The sequence below is a fragment of the Streptomyces camelliae genome (assembly GCF_027625935.1).
Classification (GTDB): domain Bacteria; phylum Actinomycetota; class Actinomycetes; order Streptomycetales; family Streptomycetaceae; genus Streptomyces; species Streptomyces camelliae.
In genome coordinates, this window is record NZ_CP115300.1 from 751409 (window position 1) to 764367 (window position 12959).

The 12959-nt window shown below is 70.9% G+C and carries 14 protein-coding genes; 7 read left to right on the forward strand and 7 right to left on the reverse strand.

The genetic code is table 11. The features are described from left to right. The first annotated feature begins 53 nt into the window (after positions 1-53). Together O1G22_RS03625 and O1G22_RS03630 are read left to right on the forward strand one after the other, a co-directional pair. Complete coding sequence (locus O1G22_RS03625) at positions 54-638, forward strand: TetR/AcrR family transcriptional regulator (RefSeq protein ID WP_270079936.1); 585 nt, start codon at positions 54-56, stop codon at positions 636-638. A gap of 86 nt (positions 639-724) precedes the next feature. Next, positions 725-1054 (forward strand): TfoX/Sxy family protein, encoded by a 330-nt coding sequence (locus O1G22_RS03630; protein WP_270079937.1) that lies wholly within the window; start codon positions 725-727, stop codon positions 1052-1054. 34 nt (positions 1055-1088) lie between these two features. Here the strand turns inward: O1G22_RS03630 and O1G22_RS03635 are convergent, their stop codons facing one another. The 5 genes from O1G22_RS03635 to O1G22_RS03655 form a co-directional block, all read right to left on the reverse strand. Then, positions 1089-1670 carry a TetR/AcrR family transcriptional regulator gene (locus O1G22_RS03635; RefSeq protein ID WP_270079938.1) on the reverse strand — a complete coding sequence of 194 codons (582 nt, stop codon included), beginning with the start codon at positions 1668-1670 and terminating at the stop codon, positions 1089-1091. A gap of 120 nt (positions 1671-1790) precedes the next feature. Beyond that, on the reverse strand, positions 1791-2528 hold the full coding sequence (locus O1G22_RS03640) for a hypothetical protein (RefSeq protein ID WP_270079939.1): 738 nt from the start codon (positions 2526-2528) through the stop codon (positions 1791-1793). A gap of 84 nt (positions 2529-2612) precedes the next feature. After that, entirely contained in the window at positions 2613-3284 is a 672-nt protein-coding gene (locus tag O1G22_RS03645) for an acetate uptake transporter (protein ID WP_270079940.1), read from the reverse strand. 186 nt (positions 3285-3470) lie between these two features. Further along, a complete protein-coding gene (locus tag O1G22_RS03650) occupies positions 3471-4922 on the reverse strand; it encodes a purine-cytosine permease family protein (protein WP_270079941.1) in 1452 nt (483 codons plus the stop codon). Between the two features lie 111 nt (positions 4923-5033). Next, the gene (locus O1G22_RS03655) at positions 5034-5927 is read right to left on the reverse strand and encodes a polysaccharide deacetylase family protein (protein ID WP_270079942.1); all 894 of its coding nucleotides are present in this window, start codon (positions 5925-5927) and stop codon (positions 5034-5036) included. A 281-nt stretch (positions 5928-6208) separates the two neighbouring features. On the opposite strand from O1G22_RS03655, the gene O1G22_RS03660 reads away from it, so the two are divergent. Together O1G22_RS03660 and O1G22_RS03665 are read left to right on the forward strand one after the other, a co-directional pair. Next, a complete protein-coding gene (locus O1G22_RS03660; RefSeq protein WP_270079943.1) occupies positions 6209-7366 on the forward strand; it encodes an SMI1/KNR4 family protein in 1158 nt (385 codons plus the stop codon). Between the two features lie 46 nt (positions 7367-7412). Continuing rightward, positions 7413-8069 (forward strand): hypothetical protein, encoded by a 657-nt coding sequence (locus tag O1G22_RS03665; RefSeq protein WP_270079944.1) that lies wholly within the window; start codon positions 7413-7415, stop codon positions 8067-8069. Between the two features lie 30 nt (positions 8070-8099). Here the strand turns inward: O1G22_RS03665 and O1G22_RS03670 are convergent, their stop codons facing one another. Next, positions 8100-8945, reverse strand: a complete 846-nt coding sequence (locus tag O1G22_RS03670) for an ABC transporter permease (RefSeq protein WP_270079945.1) — start codon at positions 8943-8945, stop codon at positions 8100-8102. Continuing rightward, entirely contained in the window at positions 8942-9862 is a 921-nt protein-coding gene (locus O1G22_RS03675) for an ABC transporter ATP-binding protein (RefSeq protein ID WP_270079946.1), read from the reverse strand. The genes O1G22_RS03670 and O1G22_RS03675 overlap by 4 nt, the downstream gene beginning before the upstream one ends. 190 nt (positions 9863-10052) lie before the next feature. Between O1G22_RS03675 and O1G22_RS03680 the strand changes: the two genes are divergently transcribed. The 3 genes from O1G22_RS03680 (at position 10053) to O1G22_RS03690 (ending at position 12948) form a co-directional block, all read left to right on the forward strand. Then, complete coding sequence (locus tag O1G22_RS03680) at positions 10053-11228, forward strand: sensor histidine kinase (protein ID WP_270079947.1); 1176 nt, start codon at positions 10053-10055, stop codon at positions 11226-11228. Continuing rightward, complete coding sequence (locus tag O1G22_RS03685) at positions 11225-11884, forward strand: response regulator (RefSeq protein WP_270079948.1); 660 nt, start codon at positions 11225-11227, stop codon at positions 11882-11884. Before O1G22_RS03680 ends, O1G22_RS03685 begins: the two co-directional genes overlap by 4 nt. Positions 11885-12033: 149 nt before the next feature. Continuing rightward, entirely contained in the window at positions 12034-12948 is a 915-nt protein-coding gene (locus O1G22_RS03690; protein ID WP_270079949.1) for a dioxygenase family protein, read from the forward strand. Positions 12949-12959: the final 11 nt, after the last annotated feature.

Below are 12959 nucleotides of genomic sequence, written 5' to 3' on the forward strand. Positions count from 1 at the left end.
ACGCTAGACTATGACGATCGTTATAGCCAGTAGGGGCAGAAGGGATCGAGTACGTGAGCAAGCCCACCCCGACTCCGCGCGAGCGGATCGTGGCCGGTGCGGCCGACATGATCAGCCGGCGCGGCCTGAACGCGACGAGCATCCGCGAGATGGCCAAGCACGCCCGGGCTCCGCTGGGCTCGACGTACCACTACTTCCCCGAAGGCAAGCAGCAGTTGGCCACGGAGGCCGTCCGGTACACGGGCGAGTGGGTCGCCCGTGTCCTGCGCAGGGAGCTGGAGGCAGGACCGGTGGCCGGGCTGCGGGCCTTCCTCGGCCTGTGGCGAAAGATCGTCGTGGACAGCGACTTCCGGGCCGGCTGTCCGGTCCTGGCCGTCTCCATCGAGGAGCCCCCGGGCGACGAGACACCCGAGGCCCTGCTGGCCGCCGCCGATGTCTTCACCACCTGGGAGAGCCTGCTGGCCGACTCCCTGCGCGCACACGGCGCCGAGCCCGAACAGGCGGCCCAGCTCGCGACGCTCTCCGTCGCGGCTGTCGAGGGGACCGTGGCCATGTGCCGCGCCAAGCGCAGCATCCAGCCCCTGGACCACACCGCGGAGCAGCTCCGGACACTCATCCTGGCCACGATCAAGGACTGACCGGGGCGAGCGTCAGCCGTCGATCACGGTCATCCTGGATGCGGCAGGACCATGACCGGGGGAACCCGCGCGAAGGGAGGCGCCCGATGGCGTACGACGAAGGTCTCGCCGAGCGGATCCGGGAGCGGCTCGGGGACGATCCCGGCATCACCGAGAAGCGGATGTTCGGCGGCATCGCCTTCCTGTGCCGGGGCAACATGGCCGTCGGCGTCACCGGCGACGACCTCATGGTCCGCGTCGGTCCGGACGCCACCGACGCGGCCCTCGCCCGGCCGGGGACGCGGCTCTTCGACATGACCGGCCGTCCGATGCGCGGCTGGGTCGTGGTCGCGGGCGACGCCGTCGCGGAGGATGCCGAACTGGCCGGGTGGATCGAGCGGGGCCGGGCGTTCGCGGCGAGCCTGCCACCCAAGTGACGGCCCGGTTCCGCGCAAAACGGTACCGGCCGGATCAGTCCGGCTGTTCCGTCAGGGCCTTGATGGCGGGCCGGAGGATGCCAGCGACGCGGTCGGCCGGTGCCTCACGCAGCGGGGCCAGGTCCAGGAGCTGGTGGCCGATGGTGATGCCGAGCAGGGTGGTGACGACCAGTGCGGCCCGCAGCCCGGGATCCTCCACCCCGGGCAGGGCCGCGGCGATGCCGTCGATCTGCCGGCCCAGGGTGCCGCGGGCCTGTTCGGCCGCCGACGGGTCGGTGAGCATGGAGCGCAACATCGCCAGCGCACCCTCGGGCAGACCGCCGAGTTCGAGACCGAGGGTGGCCAGCAGCTCGTCGACGAGCGCGCCGGCGTCGGTGACGGCCGGCACCGCCGGTATCGCCTGCACGGCCTGGGTGAACAGCTCACGCTTGGAGCCGTAGTACTGCATCACCAGAGCCGGGTCGACACCGGCCGCACTCGCCACGGCGCGGATGGTGGTGCGATCGAATCCCTTCTCGGCGAACAGTTCCCGGGCGCACTCCAGAATGCGCGCCTCGGTGGCTCGACGGCGGTCGGCACGGGACCGGTGAGGCCGGGACTCATGCGGCGTGGACACCAGTTCACTCTACGATCGTTGACCAAACTTCCGCGCGAGCTTTACGGTGAGCGAGTCAACAAGCGTTGAGCGAATAAAATGATCACGCGGGACAGGTCCGCGGATGATGTCGCAGCGCGGCTACTTGAGGATGTTGACGGCGCGAGCGACCACGAGGACCACGGTGACCAGGGACACCGACGACTGCAGCATCATCAGCATCTTCGACCAGCGGGACAGCGGCATGACGTCGGTCGGGCTGAACGCGGTGGCGTTGGTGAAGGACAGGTACAGGTAGTCCAGGAAGGCCGGTTCCCAGTCCGGCGGGGCGATCTCCGGGCTCTGCATCTGCACGAAGAGGAAGTCCGCGTACTGGTGTTGTCCCTGGACCCGGGCCATCGGGCCGCCCCGGTCCCACTCCCAGTACCACAGGGCGAACACGATGACGTTCGTGAGCCAGATGACGCCGCCGGTGAGCAGCAGCGGCACCGCCTGGTCGCCGCCGGTGCCGTTGACCAGGTCCCCCACGAGCCGGACCGCGGACCAGCCGTTGGCCAGGCTGATGGCGCAGATCAACGTCAGGCCCAGCCACCGCAGCCACTGGGCACCGGGCTCCACCCGGCGGGGGTTTGCGGCCACCAGGCCGGCCAGCAGGGCCAGCTCCAGCACGGGCATGGCCCACGCGGGATGAAGGAGGACGAGTCGGTGCGGCAGGGTCAGCTGCAGGGCGACGGCCGCGAGGATCACGGCCGTCACCGTCCAGCGCGGCTCGCCCCGGGTCGCCCGGCGCCAGGCGGGGACGAACTCGCGCTGACCGCTCTCCAGCAACCGCTCGATCCGGCCCAGCCGGCTCTCGGCGTCATCCATGTCGTCGTTCATGACGAGGATTGTCGCGGGCGTAGCCCTCCCCTCGGGAACCGGGCTGCCGTCGTGACACCTCGTGGCGACGCGCTGTCCCGTCGGTCATGCCTCGGGCGGGACGCTCGGCACGCGTGCCGGGGCCTGGCCGGGCCGGCGAAGACCGACGGGCAGGACCGTACGGCCATGTGTCTCGTTGATGACGCCCGCAGCCGAGGCGTACCAGGCGACGAGCCCCGTGGCGATGCCGAACCATCCGCCCACCTGGGTCATGGCGTGCGGCTGCGCCCCGGTCTGGAACGCTCCGATGGCCAGGAAGAGGTAGGTCAGCGCGAGCAGGACCAACACCATCAGCACGGCGAGACTGACCCGGAACGCGGCGACGGCCATGTACGCGGTGAAGATGCACCACCCGAGCAGGAACAGGCCGAGCGCGTTGTGCACATCACCGGCGAATGCCAGACGCTGCGCGATCCACCAGTACGACAGCCAGAAAGCGGCGTACGAGACGAGCGCCGTCGCACCGAACGTGTTGCCGCGGCGGAATTCGAAGAGGCCGGCGACGAACTGGGCGAGGCCGCCGTAGAACGCGGCCAGCCCCAGGACCGGCACGATGGCGCCGGCCTCCTTCAGCAGGTTGGTGTTGACGATCGAGAGCAGCAGGGTGGTGAAGGCGAAGCCGGCCAGGCCCAGCGGGGCCGGGTCGCCCCTGACCGCCGGGAGCGGATCTTCCGCCGGTGGCCGCTCCGGGTGCAGGCTCCTCGTGTCCTCGTTCATGACCGGCATCCCTTCGAGCAGAGCCGGACCAGCAGCCGACGCTTGGCTAGCCCACGAACGTGCTGGTCAGAACCCCCGAGGCGGGCTGACGGCACTCATGTGTCGCCTACGTCTGTCCATCTGTACGAAACGTACCCGTTTGCCCCACACGTTAGGCATGTCCCGGCCAGGCAAAGGGACCGCTCTTCAGGGCTCGCGGTGTTCGTGGGCCGCCTCCTCCAGGGCCGCCGCCTCCTCCTCGGCCACGCGTGTCTCGGCGGCCACGTCGATGGAGCGAGTCAGCCACCAGTACAGCAGGGCGGCGACCGGCAGGCCGATGAACAGGGATATGTCGGCGCCGTCGAGGGCCTTCGCCGCGGGGCCGACATACAGGGTGCCGACGGAGAAGAAGGGGATCATGACGGCGAAGCCGACCAGGTAGGCGATGATGCCGTGCCAGCCCCAACGTCCGTAGATGCCACGGGGGTTGAAGATCTCGGCGATGGCGTAGTGGCCACGGCGGACGACGTAGTAGTCCATGAGGTTCACCGCGGTCCACGGGATGAAGAGGTAGAGAACGAGCAGCAGGAAGTTATTGAAGTTCTCAAGGAAGTTGGCGGTCGCGGCCAGGGCGCCGACCAGGGAGAGGGCCGCGGTCAGGCCGATGGTCAGCAGGCGAACGCCCAGCGTCGGCCGTACCCGTTTGAACGAGTCGATGCCGCTGATGAGGGTCAGCGAACCGCCGTACATGTTCAGAGCGGTGACGGACACCAGGCCCAGCGCGGCGAAGAGCAGGACGATCGCGCCGAAGCCGCTGAACACCTTGTCGCCCGCCGCGTTGATCGACTTGATCGTGTCGAAGTCCTTGCCCGCCCAGGCGGCCAGCAGCGAGCCGAGCACCATCAGCCAGATGCCACCAAGCGCGGAGCCGAAGTACGTCCAGTAGAAGGTCTTGCGGACCGTGACGTCCGGCGGGAGGTAGCGCGAGTAGTCGGAGACGTAGATGGCCCAGCTGATCTGGTAGCCGGCGACGACGCCGAACTGGGCCAGGAACGGCGTCCACTTGAAGGCGCCGAGGTCGAAGGAGCCCGCCGGATAGTGCAGGGTGACCAGGACACCCACGGTGAAGATCCCGAAGATCACCAGGAAGGTGTACGTCAGGATCCGCTCGGCCTTGTGGATGATGTCGTAGCCGACCAGTGCGATGACGAGCGCGACCACGGTGACCACGACGACCCACAGCTTCACGCTGCCGTGCAGGGTGGTGTGCAGGGAGTCGGCGGCGAGGATGCTGTTGAAGACGTTGAACCCGGCGTACTGCACATACGCGAAGAGCCAGACGAGCAGCGCGCCGACGTAGCCGAACTGAGGGCGTGACTGGATCATCTGCGGCAGGCCCAGCTGCGGGCCCTGTGCCGAGTGGAAGGCCATGAAGAACGTGCCGATGACGGTGCCGGCGACGATGGCCAGCAGCGACCAGATCAGGTTCCCGCCGGAGGTGATGCTGATCAGCCCCACGGCCAGGGTGGCGATCTGGGCGTTGGACATGAACCACAGCGGGCCCAGATGCCAGAGCTTGCCGTGCCGCTCGTCCAGGGGGACGTAGTCGATGGACCGGATCTCAAGGCCTGACACCCTCGGCTCTGCTTCAGTGCTCATGACGACGCCTCCCGTGCCCGGTCCGTCTGTGGGAGACATTGTGATCCCGCGGAGGCCCGGTGACGAGTGCTGAGGTGCAGGTTTGTGCGCGGATTCGGGTGAGGACCCGTGTCAGGCGTGGAGCGCGTCCGAAAGGCGGACGAAGCGGTGGCCGGTGGCCAGCAGGTGCGGGACGGCGCTGGCGATGCCCTGGGCCGTGCCGCCTTCGGGGTGGTTCATGTGGCAGATGACGATGGAACCGCCCGGCGCGGCCGCGACGGTCTCGTGCACCTGCCCGTGGGTGAAGGTGGCGCCGCCGTCGCCGTTGACGGAGAAGCTGACGAAGCGTTCCCCGAGGTCCTGGACGATGCGTGCCGCGACGTCGTCGCAGTACGCGGTGCCGGACCGGAACCAGCGGGGCGGGGCGCCGAGCAGCCGGGTCAGCTTGGCCCGGTTCCCGGCGATCTCGTCGTACACCTCGCCGGCGCTGCGGGTGCCGGGGATGCCGTACGCGGAGCGGCCCGTGACCGACAGCGGGCGGTGCCGGGTGCCGTGGTTGGCGATCTCGAACTGCGGCTCGGCGGCCAGGCGGTGGAACTCGGCCGGGTTGGCGTCGATCCAGCGGGAGTTGATGAACAGTGTCGCCGGGACGTGCCGGGTGCGCAGGAAGTCGATCAGCTCGCGGTCGAAGCCGTTGCCGCCCGGGCCGCCGCAGGCGTCGAAGGTGAGCGCGATCTCCTTCTTCGTGGCCGGCAGGGAGTGCACCACGCCGGGGGCGTCGAAGCCCCAGGTGTGCGGCACGCTGTGCCCGTAGCGGGCCACGACCTGGGCGCGGGTGACGGTGGGCCGGGTCGCGGCCGATGTCGTCGAGGGGGTGGCGCCGGAGGCCTGCGGGGCGGGGGCGGGGCCGGTCCCCTGCGGGCCGGAGGAGGCCGCGGAGGTGTCCGTGTCCTTCTTCTGGCCCGCGCAGCCGGCGAGCAGACCGCCCGCCAGGACACCGAGCACCGCGCGACGACCGGCAGTCATCCGTCCGCTCCCTCACACCCGTTCGCACCCGGCGGAGCACACCTGGTGGCGGGCCGCCACAGCCGACGAACGCCCGCATCGGCAACCGTACGCACCGCGGCGGCCTCGACCGTGAAGACGCCGGTAAGCAAGGGTAAGAGATCACCCAGAATCACCCGGACGTCGCCGTACGGCCCTCCGGCGTGCGCGGACTCAGGTCACGTGCGTCAGATCACCTCCCGCACGGCCGCGGGACGACGACCGCCGGCCCGTTGTCAGTGCCTGCCGCTACCGTCGGCCCTATGAGCACTGAGCTGGTCGAGAACTCATGGGATCGCATCGACAGTTGGCTGGATCGGCATGCACCCCGGACCCTCGCCTCGCTGCGCGCGCCCGCGGCGGAGGAGGACATACGCGCGGCCGAAGCCGAGCTGGGCCTCGCCTCCCCGCCGGACCTGCGCGCGTCGCTGCGCCGGCACGACGGGGCCACGGGCGACCGGGAGGCGTTCCGGTTCCCGACGCACGACCGGCTGCTCGGTCTGCGGGAGATCGCCGGCATGACCGTCGACATGCGCGGCTTCGCCGCCGACCTCGATGAGGAGGCGGCCGCCTCTTACTGGCACCAGGGCTACGCCAAGATCGGTTCGTACGGGGTCACCGCCGACGGTCTCACCGTCGACTGCCGCCCGGGACGGACGTCCTACGGTGCGATCGGCCGCTTCTTCGACGAGTCCGGAACCGACTTCGGGCACGCCGACTCGTTGGGCGCCTACCTCGCCGGGGTGGCAGATCGGCTGGAAGGCGGCATGAACGCCGGAGCGGCGGCCTTCAACGGGCGGCTGATCTGGGGGTCCGCGCTTGCGCCCCGGCCGGACTGGGGCAGCGCCGACGACCCCCTTCCCGGACCGAAGGAGCCCCTCCCGCCGCTGGACCTGCCGGAAAGCGGCACGGATCCGCTCCCGGTCGGCTACCTGCTCAGTCTGGAGGAACTCGGTGCGCTGGTCGCCATGCTGCCGCGGGAACGCCTGGCCGTGACGGCGCGCAGACAGCTGCGCAGACTGGCCACCGAGACCGGGCCGGCCAAGTACCCCGAGACCGGTGCGGCCCTGGACGCGCTGGAGCGGAACGAGTCCGTGCCGGCCGATCCGGCCGGCCCGCTGGCCCTGCGGCTGCGCTCGGTGCTCGCCCAGGCAGACACTCAGCGGGACGACCTGCGCAGATGGGCCGCGCAGCGGATGGCCGAGACGATCTGGTCCGCGTCCCCCCACCGGGCGGTGTACGGGATCGCGATCACACGCAGCCGGCTGAGCGTCGACTGGCGCGCGGAACTCCTCGCCGACCTGGGCGACCCGCCGATCCCGCCGATGCCGGACGACCGCTTCTGGGGGACCTTGCGCAATCCCGACGTCAACTCCAGCTACTACGCGGACCGTTGTGTGCCGGACGTGAGTGTCTCGTGATCAAAACGCCGGGCGGCGCCCCGTGGTGGCGCGGTACGGTCCCGGCATGTCCCGATCAGCCAAGACCGGCTTCTCCCCGTCCTCCGTCACCGCGGACGATCTCGACCTCGCCGTGCGGCTCGCTGTGGCGGTCCTGCGGGAGGCACCCCCTGACGCCTGGGACGGCATGGCCGGTTCGCTGGAGTGGGACTGCTGGGAGACCGTCGAGCATCTCAGTGACGACCTCTTCTCCTACGCGGCCCAACTGGGCCCCAGAACACCCCCGTTGGACGGCGAGGTGCCCTTCGTATGGGCGCGGCGGCGGCCGGGCGGCCCGGCGAACGTCATACACGTGAACCGTGAGGCGGGTCCCGCGGGCCTGTTGCAGGTGCTGGAGGCGAGCGGTGCGCTGCTGGTCGCCATGGTGCGTACGACGCCTGCGCAGACCCGCGCCCACCATGTCTTCGGCATCTCCGACCCCGAGGGCTTCGCCGCGATGGGCATCGTGGAGACCCTGGTGCACACGTACGACCTGGCGCAAGGACTCCGGCTGGCCTGGCACCCGCCCGCCGATCTGTGCGCGCGGGTGCTCGCCCGGCTCTTTCCCGACGCCCCTGACGCCATGGACCCGTGGCGCACCCTGCTGTGGGCGACCGGACGCGGTGAACTGCCCGGCCGCCCCCGGCTGACGACCTGGCGCTGGGACGGCACGCCCCGGACGTAGGACTCGGGGTCTGCGCCGGCCGCGGGGAGATCAGACGTCCCGGCGCCGGACGACCAGTACGGCGAGTACCACCGCGACCAGCGGCCACACCGCGTACACGACCCACGAACCGGGGACGGTGGCGGTCAGCATGAGAGAGCCGGGCTGCGGTTGCCAGTTCTGGATCAGGCGCCGCCAGGCGGTGAGGACCATGGCGTGCTGGATGTCGGCGGACCACCGCCTCCTCGGGGAGAAGACCGTGGGCAGCATCAGCAGCGTGAAGGCGCACACGGTGATGGTCGCGGCGCTGTGCCGGATCAGGACGCCCAGTCCCAAGCCGACCAGGGCGCAGACGGGCATCACCAGGACGGATGCCGCCAGGGCGCGCGGCACTCCGGGGTGGGTGAGCCCGACTCCGGCGTGCCGGCCGTTCAGGATGGCCTGTGCGACGAAGAAGGAGGCGAGGGAGACCGCCGTACCCACGGCCGTCCACAGTGCGGCGGTGACGGTCGCCTTGGCCAGAACGACCGAGCCGCGGGCAGGAACGGCCACGGTGGTGGTGCGGATCAGGCCGGTGCTGTACTCGCTCACGGCGGTGATGGCGCCGACGCTGCCGGCGACGAGCATCAGCGTCATGTAGCCGGACGGCGGAAACGCGTCGAACGGCAGGAAGACCGGTGGCCCTTGCGTGCTCGTGGCGGAGCCCGCGAGGTTGCGGTAGTCCGCCACTGCGGCCACCGCCGCCGATCCGACGGCGAAGAGGGCGCCGAGGGCGATCGTCCACCAGGTGGAGCGCAGGGACCGCAGCTTGATCCACTCCGAGGCGGTCAAGTCGCCGAAGCGGGCGGGGGGTTCGGTGACGAACCGGGGCGCGGGAGCGGAGGTGAGCGTGTTCATCGGCGGTGTCCTGCCAGGTATTCGGCGCTGTCGGCGGTCAGTTCCATGAAGGCCTCTTCCAGTGAGGCGGCCTGCGTGGTCAGCTCGGTCAGCTGGATCCGGTGCTCCAGGGCGAGCGCTCCGATCCGGTCCGCCGGCAGCCCGGTCACGGCGATGCGTCCGGCGTCCGCCGGGCCCCGCGGCTCGACCGACGCGCCCGCCGCGGCGAGTACGGCCGCCAGTTCGACGGCTCGCGGGCTGCCGGCCACCACGCTCAGCCGGGTGCCGCGAGCCGCGAAGTCGGCCAGCGGCTCGGCCGCGATCAGCCGGCCCCGCCCGATGACGACGAGCTGGTCCGCGGTGTTCTCCATCTCCGACATCAGATGGCTGGAGAGGAAGACGGTACGGCCTTCGGCGGCCAGGCGCCGGAACAGCCGTCGTACCCACAACACGCCTTCCGGGTCCATACCGTTGATCGGCTCGTCGAACAGCAGGACCGGCGGGTCGCCGAGCAGGGCGGTGGCGATGCCGAGCCGCTGCTTCATGCCGAGCGAGAAGCCGCCGATACGGCGCCGGGCCGCGTCGGTCAGCCCCACTTCGTCGAGCACCTCCCTCACCCGGCGCGGCGGGATGCCGTTGCTGCGTGCCAGGGCGGCCAGATGGGCCGTCGCGGTGCGTCCGCCGTGGACGTGGCCTGCGTCCAGGAGGGCGCCCACGTGCCGCAGTCCGCGCCGGTGGCCGCGGAAGGGAACGCCGCTGACGGTGGCGGTGCCGCCCGTGGGCGTGTCGAGGCCCAGGATCATCCGCAGGGTGGTGGTCTTGCCGGCTCCGTTGGGGCCGAGGAAGCCGGTGACCCGGCCCGGCCGCACGGTGAAGGACAGTTGGTCGACGGCTGTCTTGTCGCCGTAGCGCTTGGTGAGTTCGCTGATTTCGATCACGGGACCACCGTGCCGGGCGATCCCCCGCCCCGGCATGGGGCCGCGGACGGCAATGCGGGCGGCCGGGTTCGCCCACGGGTGTACGTCCCCGGACCGATGCCGGACGGATGCCTTCTGGCTAGTCTCCCAGCATGATCACCACACCGACCACGCCCCGTGGCGACCTCGTTCTGGGAAGGAGACACCGGTGATGAGGAGAACGACGCTCACGGACTGGGTGTGCGGCGTGCTGTACGTCTTGCTGGTGCTGGTCCTGCTGACGGGGGCGCCCCGGGCCGGGGGTGTCCTGCACGCCGTCGGCTCGCTGCTGGCGGTGAGTCTGCTGGCCGGTGTGGTACGGCGCCGGCCGCTGACGGCGCTGGCCCTGACGCTGGCCGGGGCCACCGCCGTAGTGGTCCTCCCGCACCACCCCTCCAACGCGGTGCTGACGCTGGCGTACCAGGCTGCGTTCCTGTCGTTCCTGGCGGTGGATCTCGTCGTGGGGTACATCGTGGCCACCCGGACACGGCGGGTCTGCGTGGCCGCCGTGGCGGTGGCGTTCACCGTGCAACTGCTGGTCATCGGCGCCTTCTCGCACGGCGACTACCTGATTCTCAACGGTGTGATCGGACTTCTGGCGCTGGTCGCGTCCGGCATGGTCGGGCTGCTGCTGCGTGAGCGACGCGAGCACGAGGTGGCGCTGCGCGCCCAGGAGGTGGCGGAGGCCGTCACAGCCGAACGGCTGCGGATCGCACGGGAGTTGCACGACATGATCGCGCACAGCATCGGTATCGTGACCATCCAGGCCGGGGTGGCCGGCCGGGTCATCGACACCCAGCCGGACGAGGCGCGCGAGGCTCTGCGGGCCATCGAGACGACCAGCAGACAGACCCTGTCCGGTCTTCGGCGCACGCTGGTGGCGCTGCGTCAGGCCGACCTCGCGACGGCGGCCGGGGAGCGGGAGGCGCTCGCGCCCGCGCCATGTCTCGGGGATCTCGAACGGCTTGCGGCGACGACCGCGGACGCGGGGGTACGGGTGGAGGTGCGCATCAGCGGGGAGCAGCGGACCTTGCCGGGCGACCTCGAACTGGCCGCCTACCGTATCGTGCAGGAGGCGTTGACCAATGTGGTCCGCCACGCGGGCACCGGGCACTGCCGGGTGGGCGTCGACTACGGGGACGAGGAGCTGACGGTGGAGGTCGTCGACGACGGGTGCGGCGCCGCCGAGACCGGCTCGGGCCATGGCTTCGGCATCATCGGCATGCGGGAGCGGGTGGGGCTGCTGCGGGGCCGGCTCAGTGCCGGGCCGCGTCCCGAGGGCGGCTTCCGGGTGGTGGCGCGGCTGCCGCTGCCGGAGACCGCCCCGGCCGGGGCGGAGGCCCGATGACCATCCGGGTCGTGCTCGCCGACGACCAGCCGCTGGTGCGGTCCGGGCTGCGCGTCCTCATGGCCGATCAGCCGGACCTCCAGGTCGTCGGCGAGGCGGCGACCGGCGACGAGGCCGTGCGGCTGGTCGAGGACGTCGATCCCGACATCGTGGTGATGGACATCAGGATGCCCGGCACGGACGGCATCGAGGCCACCCGCCGGATCACGGCCGGCCCGGCAGCGGCCCGGGTCCTCATCCTGACCACCTTCGACGAGGACGACCACGTGTACGGCGCGTTGCGGGCGGGCGCCAGCGGCTTCGTCGTCAAGGACATGGCACTGGACGACATCCTCGCCGCGATACGTGTCGTCGCCTCCGGGGACGCTTTGATCGCACCGGGCGTGACCCGGCGGCTGATAGCGGACTTCGCCGGCCGCCCCACGGCCGCCGCGCAGCGCCCCGCGCGCGCCCTCGACGGCATCACCGAGCGGGAGCGGGAGGTGCTGACGCTGATCGGGCGCGGCCGCTCCAACACCGAGATCGCGGAGGACCTCTTCATCACGGTGGCCACCGCCAAGTCCCATGTCTCCCGCCTGATCACCAAACTGGGCGCCCGGGACCGGGTACAGCTCGTGATCACCGCGTACGAGGCGGGGCTGGTCACGCCGTACTGAGCCGTCACCTCGCTCCTGCGCCGGCTTCGGCACCCGTCCTTCTCCTCCCGGACCCGGCGTCCCATACTGATCAACGCCGGTCCTGCCGTACCCCCACCATCAGGCCGGCTGTGGCGCCGGCGCGTCGCGGTCGGCCGGGAAGCCGAGAGATGACCGAAGACATCCAGGAAGCGGGCACGGCCCCGTCGTCGGGGCGGTTCGAGGCGGAGCGGTCGGCGGAGATCGTCGCCGCGAGTCTCGCCGGCACGACGGACGAACGTCTGAGGGAGATCCTCACCTCTCTGGTGCGGCACACCCACGAGTTCGTCAAGGAGGTCGGACTCACCGTCGAGGAGTGGGCCGCGGGCATCCGCTTCCTCACCGAGACCGGGCAGAAGTGCGACGACACCCGGCAGGAGTTCATCCTGCTGTCCGACGTGCTGGGGGTGTCGATGCTGGTGGATGCCGTGAACCATCCGGCCGACGGCCCGGTCACCGAGTCGACCGTGGAGGGGCCCTTCCACATGGTCGACTCGCCGCCGCGTGCCCTCGGCGACACCATCGACGAGGCCGGGCTGAGCGGTGAGCCGTGCCTGGTCACCGGCCGGGTCACGGACACCGACGGCCGGCCCGTGGCGGGCGCGGGCATCGACGTGTGGCAGGCCGACGCCGAGGGCTTCTACGACGTGCAACGGCCCGGCGAGGTCCCGGAGCGCAATCTGCGCGGTCTGTTCACCGCCGACGAGGACGGCCGGTTCTGGTTCCGGACCATCGTGCCGCGCTACTACCCCGTCCCCGTCGACGGACCGGTGGGCACGCTGCTCAAGGCCACCGGGCGCCACTCCTACCGCGCCGCGCACATCCACGTCGAGGTGTCCGCGCCCGGTGTGCGCACCCTGACCACCCACATCTTCGTCGACGACTCGCCGTATCTGGACTCCGACACCGTCTTCGGTGTCAAGGAGAGCCTGATCCGCGCCTTCGCCCCGGTCGACGACCCCGTCCGGGCCGCCGAGCACGGGCTGCCCAACCCCTTCCGCCACGTCGACTTCCCGGTCGTCGTCCGGCGCGACACCCAGCCGTGACGTCTCGCTGT